The organism is Devosia sp. CN2-171, assembly GCF_049354815.1.
Lineage (GTDB): Bacteria > Pseudomonadota > Alphaproteobacteria > Rhizobiales > Devosiaceae > Devosia_A.
Map to the genome: position 1 here is coordinate 1153570 of NZ_CP186479.1, position 12814 is coordinate 1166383.

The window sequence follows — 12814 nt, forward strand, 5'->3', positions numbered from 1 at the left end:
ATCCAACTCTCCTCTTGCGCAGCCTGTGAGTTGGATCCCAGCCTGCGCTGGGATGACACCGAAGCGGGGGCGAGTATGGAGAAGACTTACTACGTTTACCTGCTAGCTTCAGATCGCAACGGCACACTCTACGTAGGTGTAACCAACAATCTCGTGAGGCGAATTGCAGAGCACAAGTCGCAGAACGTTCCCGGCTTCACGGAGCGGTACATGGTAGCAAACCTTGTCTGGTTCGAGACGCACACCTCCATCGACGCAGCCATCCAGCGAGAAAAGCAGATCAAGGTCTGGAAGCGCGAGTGGAAGGTCAATCTGTTCCGCGACCTCAACCCGGGCTGGAGCGACCTCTATCCGGGCTTGACGAAGGGCATCTGGACCTAAGCCCGCCCTCCTACCCCCGACGAGGCGTAGCATCCGCGAGATAGGCAATCGTCGCGCCGGCCAGCATGAACGCCAGGGCCTGGTGACCCAGCGCCAGCGAGATCGGCACCGCCGCGAGCAGTGTCGCGATGCCGAGCACGACCTGCAGGCCGATTAGCCCGGCGATGCGGGGCAGCCAGCCGTGGACGCCGGCGAAGCCCCCTGCCCGGTGCTGACGCCACAGCAGCCAGCCGGCATAAATCACCACCAGATAGGCGATCATGCGGTGGATGAACTGGACGGTGAGCGTATTCTCGAACAGGTTCTTCCAGAACGGCTGCATCACATCGAGGCCGCGGGGAATGAGCGAGCCGTCCATCAGCGGCCAGGTGTTGTGGCTCATCCCGGCGTCGAGACCGGCGACGAATGCGCCAGCCACGATCTGCACCTCGATGAGGATCAACAGCCCCCACACCGGCCAGCCCGGCGACGACGCCGATTTGGCCGGCTCGAGCCGCCGGGCCACCCAGATCAGCGCGAGGAACAGGAGCGAGGCCGCGAACAGGTGGGCCGCCAGCCGGTACTGCGACACCGAGGTCAGCTCCGAGAGCCCCGACGAGACCATCCACCAGCCGAGAAAGCCCTGGAACCCGCCGAGCACGAACAGCCCGGCCAGCGGGCCGGCGAGGCTCCAGCTGAAGCGGCGCTGCACGAGGAAGATGACGAACGGCACGGCAAACACGAAGCCGATCACACGGCCGAGGAAGCGGTGCGCCCATTCCCACCAGAAGATCGACTTGAAATCCTCGATGCCCATCCAGGCGTTCTGCACACCCTGAGGGATCTGCCTGTAGGCCTCGAACTCCGCCTGCCAATCGGCGTCGCTCAGCGGCGGAATCACGCCCGATACCGGCTTCCACGAGGTGATCGACAGCCCCGATTCGGTCAGCCGCGTCGCCCCGCCGACCACCACCATGGCAAGCACGAACAGCGCTATGACATAGAGCCAGATGCGGACCGGCTTCAGCCGGTCGGTAGTGGGCGCCACCGGGGTAGCGGTTTGAGCAGTTGCGCTGAGCGTCAAGATGGGCTCCTTTGCGCCCGAACTACTCCTCGCATCGTACCCGCACAATGGGCGCGATGCCGCATCGGATCACAGCGCAGCGATGACCCAATCCAACCGCAAACTCCTTGGCACCGTGCTCGTCCTGCTCTTGCTGGTCGCCTGGTCGGTGCTCGGCATGTGGATCTACATGAGTTTTCTCGGCGCGGCCGCGTGGTGGTTGCTGATCGGCTTCTTCGCCGTCATGGGCATGGGCTGGTTTTTCCCCGCCGCCTGGGTGATCCGCTGGATGTCGAAGCCTTAGCGTCCGCTCGCCTTCCTCTCTTCGGCTGAACCAACACTCGATGTCATCCCTGCGAAGGCAGGGATCCGGCTCACAGCCCGCGCTTGCTGATGCTTGGATCCCTGCCTTCGCAGGGATGACGGCCGGTGGGGAAGGCGTGAGTGCGCTTGCCGCCCGTCAAGCATCTCGGCAAACCGCGCCCCTATCTCCCCAGCGAGAACAGCGCCGGCGTCGCGAGCACATCGACATGCCGCCGCGACTGCAGGTTGCCGCTCAGCCGCACGCGCGGCAGCGAATGGAGCCGGTAGCGATCAGCCGCGTAGATCCCGCCCTGCACCGCCGTCACCGCGGTTCGCAAACCGAGCTCCCGAGCCAGCGTGAACTCGCGCGGCCCGGCCGAAGCAGCGTCGCCTACGGGATAGCTGAGGTGTACCGGCGCCCGGCCGAACTGGGCCTTGAGGATGCGCACCGATTGCTCGATCTCGCTCCTCGCATCCGCCGGGCTGAGCTTGGCCAGTTCGTACCCGTGCACGGCCCCTGCCCCGATTGTGCAGAGCCGCTCCGCCGCAAAGTGGCGCAGCTCGCTCCAGTCCATCACCAGTTCGCGGCAGTGCCGCTCGAGATCGAGCCCGTACTGCTTGGCAAGGTCACGGATCAGCTTGACCCGCTCCGCCTCAGGCATGGTGCGCAACCGCTTGAGGAGGCTCTGATAGGCGTCGCGCTTCTCGGACAGCGTGGCCGTGGCGTGATACTCGGTCTCGCCACCATGGCTCACGGCCAGCGCGTTCTGGGTGGCGACGATCTCCTCGAGCGCCTGCCGCCAGACCTCGCCCACGCCATCGACCAAGGCCGTCGGCACGTAGAGCGTGAACGGGCATTGCTGGCGGCGCAGGATCGGCAGCGCGTATTTCATATTGTCGCGAAATGCCCCATCGAAGCTGATGACCGCGAAGGGCTTGCTCCGCTCGTCGCTCTCTATCCGCCGCGCCGCCTCGTCCATGTCGACGATATCGAAGCCGAGCTGGCGGACGCGGGTGATGGCGAACGCGAGGAAATCGGGCCGCACCTGCAGCGCGGCATTGGGAGCGAAGTCGGCGGCATCGTCGGGCAGCACGCGGCTGAGGGCAAAGATGATGCCGCGGGCCTTCGAGCGGGCCCGCAGCAACCGCGGCAGCTGGCTGGCCCAGATCACCTCGAAAGCGGCACCGACCAGCCTGTCCCCGAATTCAGTCATACGGCCTAAGCCACCTCTGCCCGTGCGGCGGCGAGATGTACGACACGGCTGCTCGTAAAGCCAAGCGCCGCGATCTCCTGCCGGGCCGCCGCGATGGTAGCCGCGGGCGTATCGATGGACGGGACGATTACCACGCTGGCATTGGCACCAGCAAAAGCCGCGAGATTGAGGCCATCACGCACGTTGCCGGTATCCACAACGACGATGTGGTAGATCTCGGCCAGCGCCTCGATCAGCGTCAGCGGACGGGACGACTGCAGGTCCAGCGTCCCCAGCCGGCCCCACTGCACCTCGGCAAGATTCTCGCCGACGCGCTGCAGCGCCTCGCCATAATCCACCGCGCCCGCCGCGAGATCGGTGAGCCCAACCGCCGCCGAGACGCTGCCGCTTCCGGCATCGACGACCACCGCACTGAGCTCCTCCATGATGGTGTCCTCGAGCACCCGCTCGATCACCAGCAGGGTGTCGGCCGCCCGGCCAACGCCAGCCAGCAGCACAATGCGCTGCTGTTGTGCCAGCAAGTCCTGCGACAGGGCGGCCAGGTCGTCATCGACGACCACGGCCTGCCCGACCAGCTCATCATCCGCGACTTCCGCCGCTTCCGCGACACCATCAGCCTCGGCTTCCACCAGATCGTCTGCTTCCGCCTCGGCGAAATCCTGTGCAGCCGGCGGCTCGGGCATTTCATCGAGCGGCCGGGCGGCCAGCTCGTGGCTCTGACGCAACGGCGCTGACGTGGCCTGCCCGAGCAGGATCGCCGCCACCTGCAAGGCCACCGCCGCAAAGCCGACCGCGCCCATGACGAGCAGATACTTTGGCGAAGCCGGCTCCAGCGCCGGCGCGGCATCGCTGATGATGCGAACGTCCTGCTCTGTCCGGCTGGAATTGTTGGCCGCAACCAGGTCGGCATACTTGGCCAGGTAGCTGTCGAGCAGGTCGCGCTGTGCCTTGGCTTCGCGCTCCAGCCCCTCGAGGCTCACGGCACTGGCTGCAGCCGCACCGGCCGCCGTTTGGTCGGTCGCAGCAGCATCGCGCAGGCTCTTCTCGTGCTCGCCGGCGATCCGTGCCTCCGCCTCGAGGGAGGCCGCGATCTTCTCCGCCTCGGCCCGGATCTGGCCTTCGACCTGAGCAATCTGGCCCTTGAGCGCACGGACCGTCGGATGGTTCGGCAGCAACGTCGTCTGCCGCTGCGTCAGCTCGGCCTGCAGGGTCGCCCGCGATTGCATCAGCAGCGCCATCACCGCTGAATTGCCCAGTTCGGCAACGCCGTTCAGCGGCTCGCCGCTTGCGAGCAGTCCGCGGATCACCCGAGCCCGCGACTCGGCCACTTCCCTCCGCTGCTGCGCCTCGGCAATGCTGGTGGCCGTGCTCGACATCTGATCCAGACCGGGCAGCGCCGCCGCATCGGCGAGGTCGTGCTCGATCTTGTAGCTCGCCACCGCCCCGTCGGCCGCGCTCACCTTGACGCGCAGATCATCGATCTCCTGCTGCAGCCGAGTCGTGGCGCCGGCAGAGTCCGCCGCCTGCCGGGCGGCCCAGCCATCGACATGGTTTCGAGCAATGCGATTGGCGATGCCGGCCGCAAGCTGTGGCTCCCCTGCCCTGACGGTGATCGCAATCACCGACGATTCGCCCTCGCGCACCACCGTCATCCGGTCCGCGAGATTGGCCATGACGATCTCGTCGACGCTGCGCTTGTCACCCAGCCCAACGAGCCGCATCAGCATGGGCACCGGCGAGAACCCGGCATTGGAGAACTCGGGGATGGAGCGCAAATTCTCGCTGTCCACCACCTGCAGCAGCAGGTCGCGCGACTTGATCAGCTCGACCTGGCTGGCGACGCGGGCATTGGTATCGGCGGCACTGCCGCTCGCCGAGGCCTCGACCATCAGGCGGGCCGTCGATTCGTAAGTGCGGGGGATGAAGACGAGGATCGCAGCGGTCGCTGCCAGCGCGAGAATCGTGACCACCGCGATGCGCAGCGCGCGCGCCAGCACCGCAGCCCTGGGAGCACCCAAGTCCACGCGCATTATCTGTTCGCGCTCGGCGTCGGAACCCACGGGCCGTCCTCTTGCTACCACCGAGATATCGCCCCGGCGTGGTAAGCATTCGGTTAAGCCCGCCCGCATTCTGCAACCGAACAGTCCGTTCTAAGCGGAATGTTAACCATGCGCGCCCGACACTGGGGTCCTGATCAGGTCTTCCAGGAATAGCCATGCGCTGGCTGCGTCTCCTCCTTCTGTTGCTGCTTGTTCCGCTCGCTGCGTGCGCCACCAATGGCGCCCCGGCGACTTACCTCGTCGAGGTGAAGGGGCCCTACACGCTGGATACCGGCGACGTGGTGCGGGTCAGCGTCTATGGCGAGGCCGAACTCACCAAGAGCTACAAGGTCGATGACGGCGGTGCCGTCGCCATGCCGCTGATCGGCGCGGTGAAGGTGCGCGGCAAGACTACGCAGCAGGCTGCCGCGGCGATCACCGCCGCACTCGCGGCCGGCTATATCCGCGAGCCGAGTGTTGCAGTCGAAATAGACACTTACCGCCCGTTCTTCATCCAGGGCGCGGTCAAGACCGGCGGCCAGTTCCCCTATGTCTACGGCATGAGCGTCCGCGCCGCGATCAGTACTGCCGGCGGCTACAGCGAGACCGCCGACCGCAGCCGCGCCGTGGTCTACCGCCGGCAGGGCAACCAGATGGTCAAGGGCATCGTCAACCTCGATTTCCCGATCTACCCGGGCGATACCATCGTCATCTCGGAGCGCTGGCTCTAGCCGTCCGCTATTTGGGCTTGGCGGGACCGTCACATTGCGTCAATGTCGCTGTCAGAAATGACAGCGAGGGCGTCCGATGGAACCGCAGCAGACCTCGATGCAGGCCGTCCTCGCGTTTACCGAGGATCTCGCCAAGATCCCCTACGCCACCGGCGATATACTGATCTCCGAAGGCCCCGCCAGCGGCGTGCTCTACATCCTCATCGAGGGCGCCGTCGAAGTGCTGCGCGGCGATGTGCGCGTCTCGCTGGTCGATGAACCCGGCGCTGTGTTCGGTGAGATTTCCGCCCTCCTCGGCAGCGCCCACAGCGCCACCGTCCGCGCGCTTGAGCCGACCGTCGTCCACCGCATCGAGGATGCCGAGAGCTTCCTCCAGATGCGACCCGAGATCGTCTTCCACGTCGCCCGGATCCTCGCGCGCCGGCTGATCGACGCCACCACCTACCTCGCCGACATCAAGCATCAGTTCGCCGACCGCACCGACCATCTCGGCATGGTCGACGAGGTGCTGGAAGCGCTGGTCAACCAGCAGCAAAGCGCAGCGCCCGCCGGCTCGGCGCTGAAGTCGGATCCGCGGTTGTAGGGGCTAAACCGCCGGCACCCAGTCGGGCAGCTCATACATCTCCGTCGGCGCGTCCGCCGCGAAGTCCAGCACCCCTGCCCCCTCGAACGAGAACCAGGCCGCTGCGTTGCGATCGGTATCGACCACGATATGCGTCGGCACGTCGCCGATCTGCTTGCCGGGGTTGAACACCCAGGTGTTGCCCAGCCGCGACGCCCACGAGCCGCCGCGCACGAACGGCGCCTCGTGCACATGCCCGCCAAACACCAGGTCCGGCTGATACTTGGCAATCCAGCCCGCCAGCTCGACATCGCCGTAGTGCCGATGTCCCGACCAGGCCACGGGGGTCTCGGACGGCGGCGCGTGATAGACCCATATCCACCGCTCGGCCCGCTCTGCCGCGGCGGCCTCGAGTTGCCGGCCGATATTGGCCTTGGCGATGTCGCCGTCCCACCATGGGCAGATCGTGAAGGTCACTCCATCCACTTCCAGGGTCTCGTTATCGGCATGCGCCTGGGCCGAGCGCGCATAGGGTACCCAGCGCGCATAGCGCTCGCCGCTCGAATAGGCGTGGTTGAGATCGTGATTGCCCGAGCACACCATCAGCGGCGCCAGCTCGCGCAGCCGCTCGAGATATTTCAGCACCACCACCATCTGCGCGCTTGTGGTGACGAAAGAGGCGCCATCCAGCAGGTCGCCGGCAATGATCACGAGGTCGTAGCGCGGCGCGACCTTCAGCAGCCAGTCGAACTGCGGCAGGCTGTAGTGGATATCGGCGACAGCGAGGATGCGCATTCCGGCCCGGCCCCCAGCCGACCCTGGGGGTCAGCGGGCCAGATACTTCCTTGCCAGCGCTGCCGTGTCCAGCGCGAAACGGTCGGCATGCTCCTGCGCCAGCTGCGTTTCGCCATGCGAGCCGATCCAGGCCAGCAGGGCCATGCGGCGCAGCAGGATCAGCGCGTCGATCATGCGCAGGTCGTCGGGCTTCAGCGGCCTGATTTCGAGGTATGCGGTGAGCCAGGAGCGGATCAGCGCCGGCACCTGCGGCGAGGTCTCGATGAACGACAGGCTGGCAGCGAGGTCGTAGAGGAACCAGCCATGCCCGCAATCGTCGAAATCGAGCAGCACCGTGTGCTCGCCGTCGACGAGCAGGTTTCCGAGCCGCATATCGGCATGAATCAACCCGAACCGGTCGATATCAGTGCCATAGGCGCGCAAATCCTGCCGCAGCGCAGCGTCGAGCTCCGTCAGCGTCTCCAGCGTCTCGCCATCCACACGGGGCGCCTTGCGCCAGTCGCCCCACAGCCCGGCTTGGTCGAGTATCCCCACAGCGTCCCAGATCGGGCGCACGAACCTCTCAGGTTGCTGCCAGGTGGCAACATGGTTGTGCAGCGTCGCCGCGTAGTGTCCGAGCGTCGCAAACAGCGGCACCAGGTCTCCATCCGGCTGCGGCTCCTCGCCCGGCTCGAACGCGAACAGCGCGGCGTAGCGATCGGGCGCCACCTCCTGCACGATCTCCCCGTCGGAGCCGGGAATCGGCCGCGGCACCGGAATCTCGGTGTCGTCGGTGATCGCCTCGAGCCAGCTGAGCTCGCTGCCGATCGCCGCGCGCGACTGGTAGCGCGGCCGGTGCAGGCGCAAGACCTGCCGCCCGCCCTGGGCGCCATCGATGCGGAAAGTGTGATTCTCGGAGAGGTTTATCAGCACCGGAACGCCATCAGCCGCAGCCGGCCAGCGCTCCAGATTGCTCTGCACCAGAGTCAGTTCAGCCGCCATTGGATCGCTGTGCGCACTATCCAATCGACTATCCTCTAGGCCTTGGAAAGAATGGTCGGAGTGGCCGGATTCGAACCGACGACCCTTTGTCCCCCAGACAAATGCGCTACCAGGCTGCGCTACACCCCGACTTGGCGCCCTATCTAGTCGCAAGCTCGCCCCAAGGCAACCCTCCGAACTGTGAGAAACGGCTGCTCGGTCGCGCCGATCTACGGCCTGGTCGCAGGGCCCGACGCAGGGGCGATGCGGAACAGGTTACCGCCCCTCTTTCGCCGCATTGCAACCAAAATGCCCGTTCCGCGCTTCCTTTAGGCGAACTGCGTCAAGGAGATAAAAAAATGAACGGAATAATTTACCTTGTCGGTCTGGTGGTGGTCGTCCTGGCCGTCCTGTCCTTCTTCGGCCTGCGTTGATGGGGGCCGACATGACCATCCCATCGGAAGTCGACGTCATCGTCGCGCCAGCACCGGCAACGGATAGCGGTTCCTATGTCGATTGGCCGGCGATCATCGCCGGCATCGTCATCGCTGCGGCCATTTCGCTTGTGCTGCTGAGCTTCGGCTCGGCTGTCGGCCTCAGCATGGTGGATTTCCGCGCCGGTCCGGACGTCCCGGCGATCTGGATCGCCATTGCGGCCGGCACGTGGCTGCTCTGGGTGCAGATCTCGAGCTTCATGGCCGGCGCTTACGTCACCGGCCGGCTGCGCAGGCGGCACAACGATGCCACCGAGGAGGAGAGCGATATCCGCGATGGCGTGCATGGTCTGCTCGTCTGGGGCGGTGCCCTGGTCGTTGGCGGGATCATCGCGGTCGGTGGCATCTCCGCCGCCGCCAATGCGGTTGGCTCGGCCGCGTCGACCGTCACGAACGCAGCAGCCACGGTGGCCGATGACGCCGCCGGAGCCCTCGACCCGAACGCCTACTTCGTCGACACGCTGTTCCGTCCGGCCTCCGCCCCTGCCGGCGGCACGGCTCCGGACAGCATCGCGGCTCGCGCCGAGGCTGGACGCATCATCGCCCAGGGTGCGATTGCCGGTTCGGTGAGCGACCCTGATCGAGCCTATCTCGCACAGGTCGTGGCCGCCAACACCGGCCTCACCGCCGATGAAGCGACGACGCGCGTCAATGACGTGCTGACTGCCGTCGACACAGCCAAGGCCCAGGCCGCTGCCGCTGCGGAAACCGCCCGCAAGACCGGCGTGCTCGGCGCCTTCCTCATCGCCGCCTCGCTGCTGGTCAGCGCTGCCGGCGCCTTCTGGGCCGCGCAGCAGGGCGGCAACCACCGCGACAGCCGGACGTCGTTCGGCACCACGTTCCGTCGCGTCCGTTGAGAAGGAGACACTAGATGTTTCGTGCCCTTGGCCTCTGGCTGCTCGGTATCCCGATCTGGCTGATCATCATCATCCTGTTGTTCATCCACAACTGACGAAAAAGAGGCGGGCTCCGGCCCGCCTCTTGCGTCCATCCGCTCGCCGAGTGCTACGGCCGTGCCGGCGCTGCCGGTCCGAAATCGAGGGTCTCGTTCGGAATGCTCGTCCCAAGGGTGAAGTTCGCCAGATCGGCCATGGTGAACTTGCCACCTACCGCCAGGTCGGGCGTCCAGTTGGGCACGTTGTTAAGATACGAGGCCTTGTCCGCCAGGACGACATTCGCAAAAGTCTGGGCGACCACCGCTGCCCCCACGCCGCCCAGATGGTGCCCGTGGTGCAGGACCTCGGCCTCCTTGAGGATATAGAACCAGAGTGGCGTCAGCCCGGCATTGGCCGGAAGCTCCTCCCAGACGACGGCCTCTGGGACTCTCTCGATTCCCAGGTAGTCAGCGATCGTTTCGCCGGCTGGCAGGCGCAGGCGGAGGCCGCGCTTTAGGTTCCGCTCAGCCAGGGAACGGGCAAGGTCGGTCGGAGGAACAACACTATTGGGCAGGTTCAGCAGCGGACCGGAAAGCTTGGTGTCGATCTTCTTGCTTTGCTGGACAACGGCGGCGCCGCCTGCGGCCGGCGGGGCTTCACCGAAGAAGTGCTTCCAGTCGACAACCAGCGTGCCGCCAAAATCACGGCCACCGCGGAGATCGTTGCCGGGAGGGGCGGCCGGGTTAGCTGGGAACAGAGGCGCCCCCTCGGTGTCATTGATCGCATAGCCCGGGCGGATCTGGCTGTGCCCGAACCGATATGTGGCACCACTGAACTCGACCGGCATATAGGCTGGCCCGATGTGGTGGGGGTCGGTCGACTCGAGGACCTCCGACATGAAGTCGCCGCCGACCGTGCGCGGCAGGAACTCGTTGAGGACGATCCACTGATAGTGCCAGCGGACCAGTCGCTGCGCGTCCTCGAACTTCTGCTGGTCGTCGGCACCAACGGCCAGGGTGTCGAGCACGGCATTGTGGAACTTCAGGAACAGCAGGTGCAACTGGCTGACGATGCGGTTCTCGTCGTTCCGATGCTCGCTGATGAGCGCCGTCCCCTGCGCATTGCGCTGCAGGTCGTTGCCCTCGGGGTTCAGCAGAAATCTTCCGAACCTGTCCTTGTCATAGAGCGCCGGCTGGGCTCCCGGGCCCCTGCCATAGAGCGAATCCAGTTCCAGGGCTGGCGTTCGGAACTTGGTCGTGGCCATGGGGTCGACCTGCTGCTCGAGCAGCGAGGTGAGGTCCAGTGTCAGATCGTGATCGATGAACTGGCCGAGAAACGTGTATCCGGCTTTGATGCGCGGGTTGTCATCGCCCGGACCCGACATGATCCCGGTCAGCGGGAGGATGTCGGCCTCCTCTCGCTTCAACGATCGCAGGTGCGGAAACATCCTGCCAAACCGGCCGGTTTCTTCAAACCTGCCACGCGGGACGTCTACACCCCGTTCTTCAAATCCATGCATGTCGCAACTCCCTGCCTATCTGGTGAACAGCGCTCGCCCGACCTCGGACTCGATGTCCTGCCGGATTTCCTCGGTCTGGGTGGTGAAGTCCTCTTCGAGGAAGGTGCTGCCGCCCCGCTCCTCCTCGCCGTGGTACCGGAGCTGGAGAGGCCGGTTGCTGTCGAGGACTGTGAACAGCAGGGCCGCCTCGCGAATGGGGCGCGACATGACCACATAGGGCGGGTCGAACCGCCCCACGCCGCCGAGACGCGAACCCTTGGCCTTGTCCTCGAGGTAGATGTAGCCGGCCGGATCACCATTGGGCCGGATCAGCTCGATCCACCCCAGGAATCCGGGCTCGAGATCGGGCTCCGCGCCCATGAAGGTCGTATTGTACCGGGCGATCCGATTGACGATCTCGAACCTTGCCACCTTGCCCTCCAGGCGTGCACAACCGTGCCCGGGCGAGCCGCGGCGGCGCCACCGGAGGCGGTTGGAAGCATCTCACCGAGTAAAAGAGAAGATGAACCGGCTGTTCCGGTTCCAAAATGCCGATTTCAACTTGTGACAACGGCTAACATGCTCGAAGCCCGAGCCCAACGACTATGTCTACTTAGTTGATACTACTGATGAAAAGTGGATAACGTTGGTCAGGAATCGAAATCAAGCAACGAGATCGACGAGCTTCATCTCGGCCGCCCGCGTAGCGTCCGCGGGCTTCAGCCCGATCAGCAGGCCACGTTGCCCGCCATTGATCAGCACCTCGTCGAACAGCTCCGCCGTCTCGTCCATCGCGGTCGGCACCCGCTTCCGCTGCCCGAAGGGGCTGATGCCGCCAACCTTGAAGCCGGTGAGCCGCTCGGCGTCGGCCGGCTTCATCATGTTGGCGGACTTGCCGCCGAAGGCCGCCGCGAGTTTCTTCATGCTGACTTCGCAGTCCGACGGCACGACGACGCAGACAGGTTTGCCGTCCACCTCGGCCATCAGCGTCTTGAACACCTGGTCGGGCGAGCGGCCGAGCGCCTCGGCCGCCTGCAGGCCGATGCGCGGCGCGTCCGGGTCGTACTCATAGGGGAACGGCGTGAAGGCGATGCCGGCCTTCGTCAGCGCCAGCGTTGCAGCAGTGGTCTTGGACATGCGCAAGGGTTACGGCGACCCGCGCCGCCCGTCCAGCCGCTACTTCGCGTCTGCGGTTTCCTTCGGCTTGCTCTCGGCTTCGTCGAGCAGCCGGCGGATATTCTCGGCCGAACGCGCGGCACCGTTCTCGTCGGTCGCCCAGTTCGAGAAGCGCTCGAACAGCGCGGCGAACACCATCAGTTCGTGCTCGTTCCACTGCGCCAGCGCGCGGGTGAAAAGCTGCACCTTGTTGCGCCGTATCGCCTCGACGAAGTTGGCGCCCTTCTCGGTCAGCTCGAGACAGATGCGCCGTGCGTCCTGCTGCGATGCCACGCGCAGTGCATAGCCGCGCTCGACGAGATCGGACGTGACCCGGCTGGCGCGCGAAGGGTCGATGCCGAGCCGCTCGGCCACGAGGCCAACCGTCACCTCGGCGATCTCTTCGCCCTTGTGCGCTATGGCACTGACCGCATCGAGGTGGCTGACATCGAGGCTTGGGTCCATCTGAGCCATCACCTGCCGGCCAAACTCGCGGCGCTGGATCGAGCGGCGCATCTTGTGCATCACCGCGTCGATCGTCGCGACAGCCTCTGCCGCGTTGGGCGACAGACCGCTTTGCTCGGCCAACTCCACCATCTCGCGGTCGCCGCGGGTCTGGCAGATGGTCGGAAGGTCAGTAAATGGCTCGCGGCTGGTGCCGGTCTTGCTGCTGGTCATGGGCGCCGCGGTAGCATAAATGCATGCGCCGGTCAATTATATGCTGATGTCACATAATTGTCGTTGACACGGATTTGCCCGAGGCAC

The 12814-nt window shown here is 65.5% G+C and carries 14 protein-coding genes and 1 tRNA gene; 5 read left to right on the forward strand and 10 right to left on the reverse strand.

Annotated features, from left to right (window positions below):
• Window positions 1–75: 75 nt before the first annotated feature.
• On the forward strand, window positions 76–381 hold the full coding sequence (locus tag ACOYW5_RS05835; RefSeq protein ID WP_423068310.1) for a GIY-YIG nuclease family protein: 306 nt from the start codon (window positions 76–78) through the stop codon (window positions 379–381).
• A gap of 10 nt (window positions 382–391) precedes the next feature.
• On the opposite strand, the gene ACOYW5_RS05840 is transcribed toward ACOYW5_RS05835, so the two are convergent.
• Window positions 392–1444, reverse strand: a complete 1053-nt coding sequence (locus ACOYW5_RS05840) for a COX15/CtaA family protein (protein WP_423068311.1) — start codon at window positions 1442–1444, stop codon at window positions 392–394.
• An 82-nt stretch (window positions 1445–1526) separates the two neighbouring features.
• Between ACOYW5_RS05840 and ACOYW5_RS05845 the strand changes: the two genes are divergently transcribed.
• Window positions 1527–1727 carry a DUF2842 domain-containing protein gene (locus tag ACOYW5_RS05845; RefSeq protein ID WP_423068312.1) on the forward strand — a complete coding sequence of 67 codons (201 nt, stop codon included), beginning with the start codon at window positions 1527–1529 and terminating at the stop codon, window positions 1725–1727.
• 181 nt (window positions 1728–1908) lie between these two features.
• On the opposite strand, the gene ACOYW5_RS05850 is transcribed toward ACOYW5_RS05845, so the two are convergent.
• Together ACOYW5_RS05850 and ACOYW5_RS05855 are read right to left on the reverse strand one after the other, a co-directional pair.
• Entirely contained in the window at window positions 1909–2940 is a 1032-nt protein-coding gene (locus ACOYW5_RS05850) for a polysaccharide deacetylase family protein (protein ID WP_423068313.1), read from the reverse strand.
• A 5-nt stretch (window positions 2941–2945) separates the two neighbouring features.
• A complete protein-coding gene (locus ACOYW5_RS05855) occupies window positions 2946–5000 on the reverse strand; it encodes a GumC family protein (RefSeq protein ID WP_423068314.1) in 2055 nt (684 codons plus the stop codon).
• A gap of 155 nt (window positions 5001–5155) precedes the next feature.
• Between ACOYW5_RS05855 and ACOYW5_RS05860 the strand changes: the two genes are divergently transcribed.
• Window positions 5156–5710 (forward strand): polysaccharide biosynthesis/export family protein, encoded by a 555-nt coding sequence (locus tag ACOYW5_RS05860; RefSeq protein WP_423068315.1) that lies wholly within the window; start codon window positions 5156–5158, stop codon window positions 5708–5710.
• Window positions 5711–5786: 76 nt separating this feature from the next.
• On the forward strand, window positions 5787–6293 hold the full coding sequence (locus tag ACOYW5_RS05865; protein WP_423068316.1) for a Crp/Fnr family transcriptional regulator: 507 nt from the start codon (window positions 5787–5789) through the stop codon (window positions 6291–6293).
• Window positions 6294–6296: 3 nt separating this feature from the next.
• Here the strand turns inward: ACOYW5_RS05865 and ACOYW5_RS05870 are convergent, their stop codons facing one another.
• From ACOYW5_RS05870 to ACOYW5_RS05880, 3 genes are all read right to left on the reverse strand, one after another.
• Window positions 6297–7067 carry a metallophosphoesterase family protein gene (locus ACOYW5_RS05870; RefSeq protein ID WP_423068317.1) on the reverse strand — a complete coding sequence of 257 codons (771 nt, stop codon included), beginning with the start codon at window positions 7065–7067 and terminating at the stop codon, window positions 6297–6299.
• A gap of 30 nt (window positions 7068–7097) precedes the next feature.
• Window positions 7098–8048, reverse strand: a complete 951-nt coding sequence (locus ACOYW5_RS05875; RefSeq protein WP_423068318.1) for a phosphotransferase enzyme family protein — start codon at window positions 8046–8048, stop codon at window positions 7098–7100.
• A gap of 52 nt (window positions 8049–8100) precedes the next feature.
• Window positions 8101–8177 (reverse strand) — tRNA-Pro (locus ACOYW5_RS05880).
• 295 nt (window positions 8178–8472) lie between these two features.
• On the opposite strand from ACOYW5_RS05880, the gene ACOYW5_RS05885 reads away from it, so the two are divergent.
• Entirely contained in the window at window positions 8473–9378 is a 906-nt protein-coding gene (locus ACOYW5_RS05885) for a hypothetical protein (RefSeq protein ID WP_423068319.1), read from the forward strand.
• Window positions 9379–9526: 148 nt separating this feature from the next.
• Here the strand turns inward: ACOYW5_RS05885 and ACOYW5_RS05890 are convergent, their stop codons facing one another.
• The 4 genes from ACOYW5_RS05890 to ACOYW5_RS05905 form a co-directional block, all read right to left on the reverse strand.
• A complete protein-coding gene (locus ACOYW5_RS05890) occupies window positions 9527–10822 on the reverse strand; it encodes a peroxidase family protein (RefSeq protein ID WP_423068320.1) in 1296 nt (431 codons plus the stop codon).
• A 108-nt stretch (window positions 10823–10930) separates the two neighbouring features.
• Window positions 10931–11326 carry a hypothetical protein gene (locus ACOYW5_RS05895; RefSeq protein WP_423068321.1) on the reverse strand — a complete coding sequence of 132 codons (396 nt, stop codon included), beginning with the start codon at window positions 11324–11326 and terminating at the stop codon, window positions 10931–10933.
• Between the two features lie 231 nt (window positions 11327–11557).
• Window positions 11558–12031, reverse strand: a complete 474-nt coding sequence (gene ybaK / locus ACOYW5_RS05900; protein WP_423068322.1) for a Cys-tRNA(Pro) deacylase — start codon at window positions 12029–12031, stop codon at window positions 11558–11560.
• A gap of 39 nt (window positions 12032–12070) precedes the next feature.
• Window positions 12071–12727, reverse strand: coding sequence for a MarR family winged helix-turn-helix transcriptional regulator (locus tag ACOYW5_RS05905; RefSeq protein WP_423068323.1), 657 nt, complete (start codon window positions 12725–12727; stop codon window positions 12071–12073).
• Window positions 12728–12814 lie beyond the last annotated feature (87 nt).

Coding starts and splice junctions, on each gene's coding strand:
- ACOYW5_RS05835 (WP_423068310.1), top strand. CDS start 76: ATGGAGAAGACTTACTACGTTTACCTGCTAGCTTCAGATCGCAACGGC.
- ACOYW5_RS05845 (WP_423068312.1), top strand. CDS start 1,527: ATGACCCAATCCAACCGCAAACTCCTTGGCACCGTGCTCGTCCTGCTC.
- ACOYW5_RS05850 (WP_423068313.1), bottom strand. CDS start 2,940: ATGACTGAATTCGGGGACAGGCTGGTCGGTGCCGCTTTCGAGGTGATC.
- ACOYW5_RS05860 (WP_423068315.1), top strand. CDS start 5,156: ATGCGCTGGCTGCGTCTCCTCCTTCTGTTGCTGCTTGTTCCGCTCGCT.
- ACOYW5_RS05865 (WP_423068316.1), top strand. CDS start 5,787: ATGGAACCGCAGCAGACCTCGATGCAGGCCGTCCTCGCGTTTACCGAG.
- ACOYW5_RS05870 (WP_423068317.1), bottom strand. CDS start 7,067: ATGCGCATCCTCGCTGTCGCCGATATCCACTACAGCCTGCCGCAGTTC.
- ACOYW5_RS05875 (WP_423068318.1), bottom strand. CDS start 8,048: ATGGCGGCTGAACTGACTCTGGTGCAGAGCAATCTGGAGCGCTGGCCG.
- ACOYW5_RS05885 (WP_423068319.1), top strand. CDS start 8,473: ATGACCATCCCATCGGAAGTCGACGTCATCGTCGCGCCAGCACCGGCA.
- ybaK (WP_423068322.1), bottom strand. CDS start 12,031: ATGTCCAAGACCACTGCTGCAACGCTGGCGCTGACGAAGGCCGGCATC.
- ACOYW5_RS05905 (WP_423068323.1), bottom strand. CDS start 12,727: ATGACCAGCAGCAAGACCGGCACCAGCCGCGAGCCATTTACTGACCTT.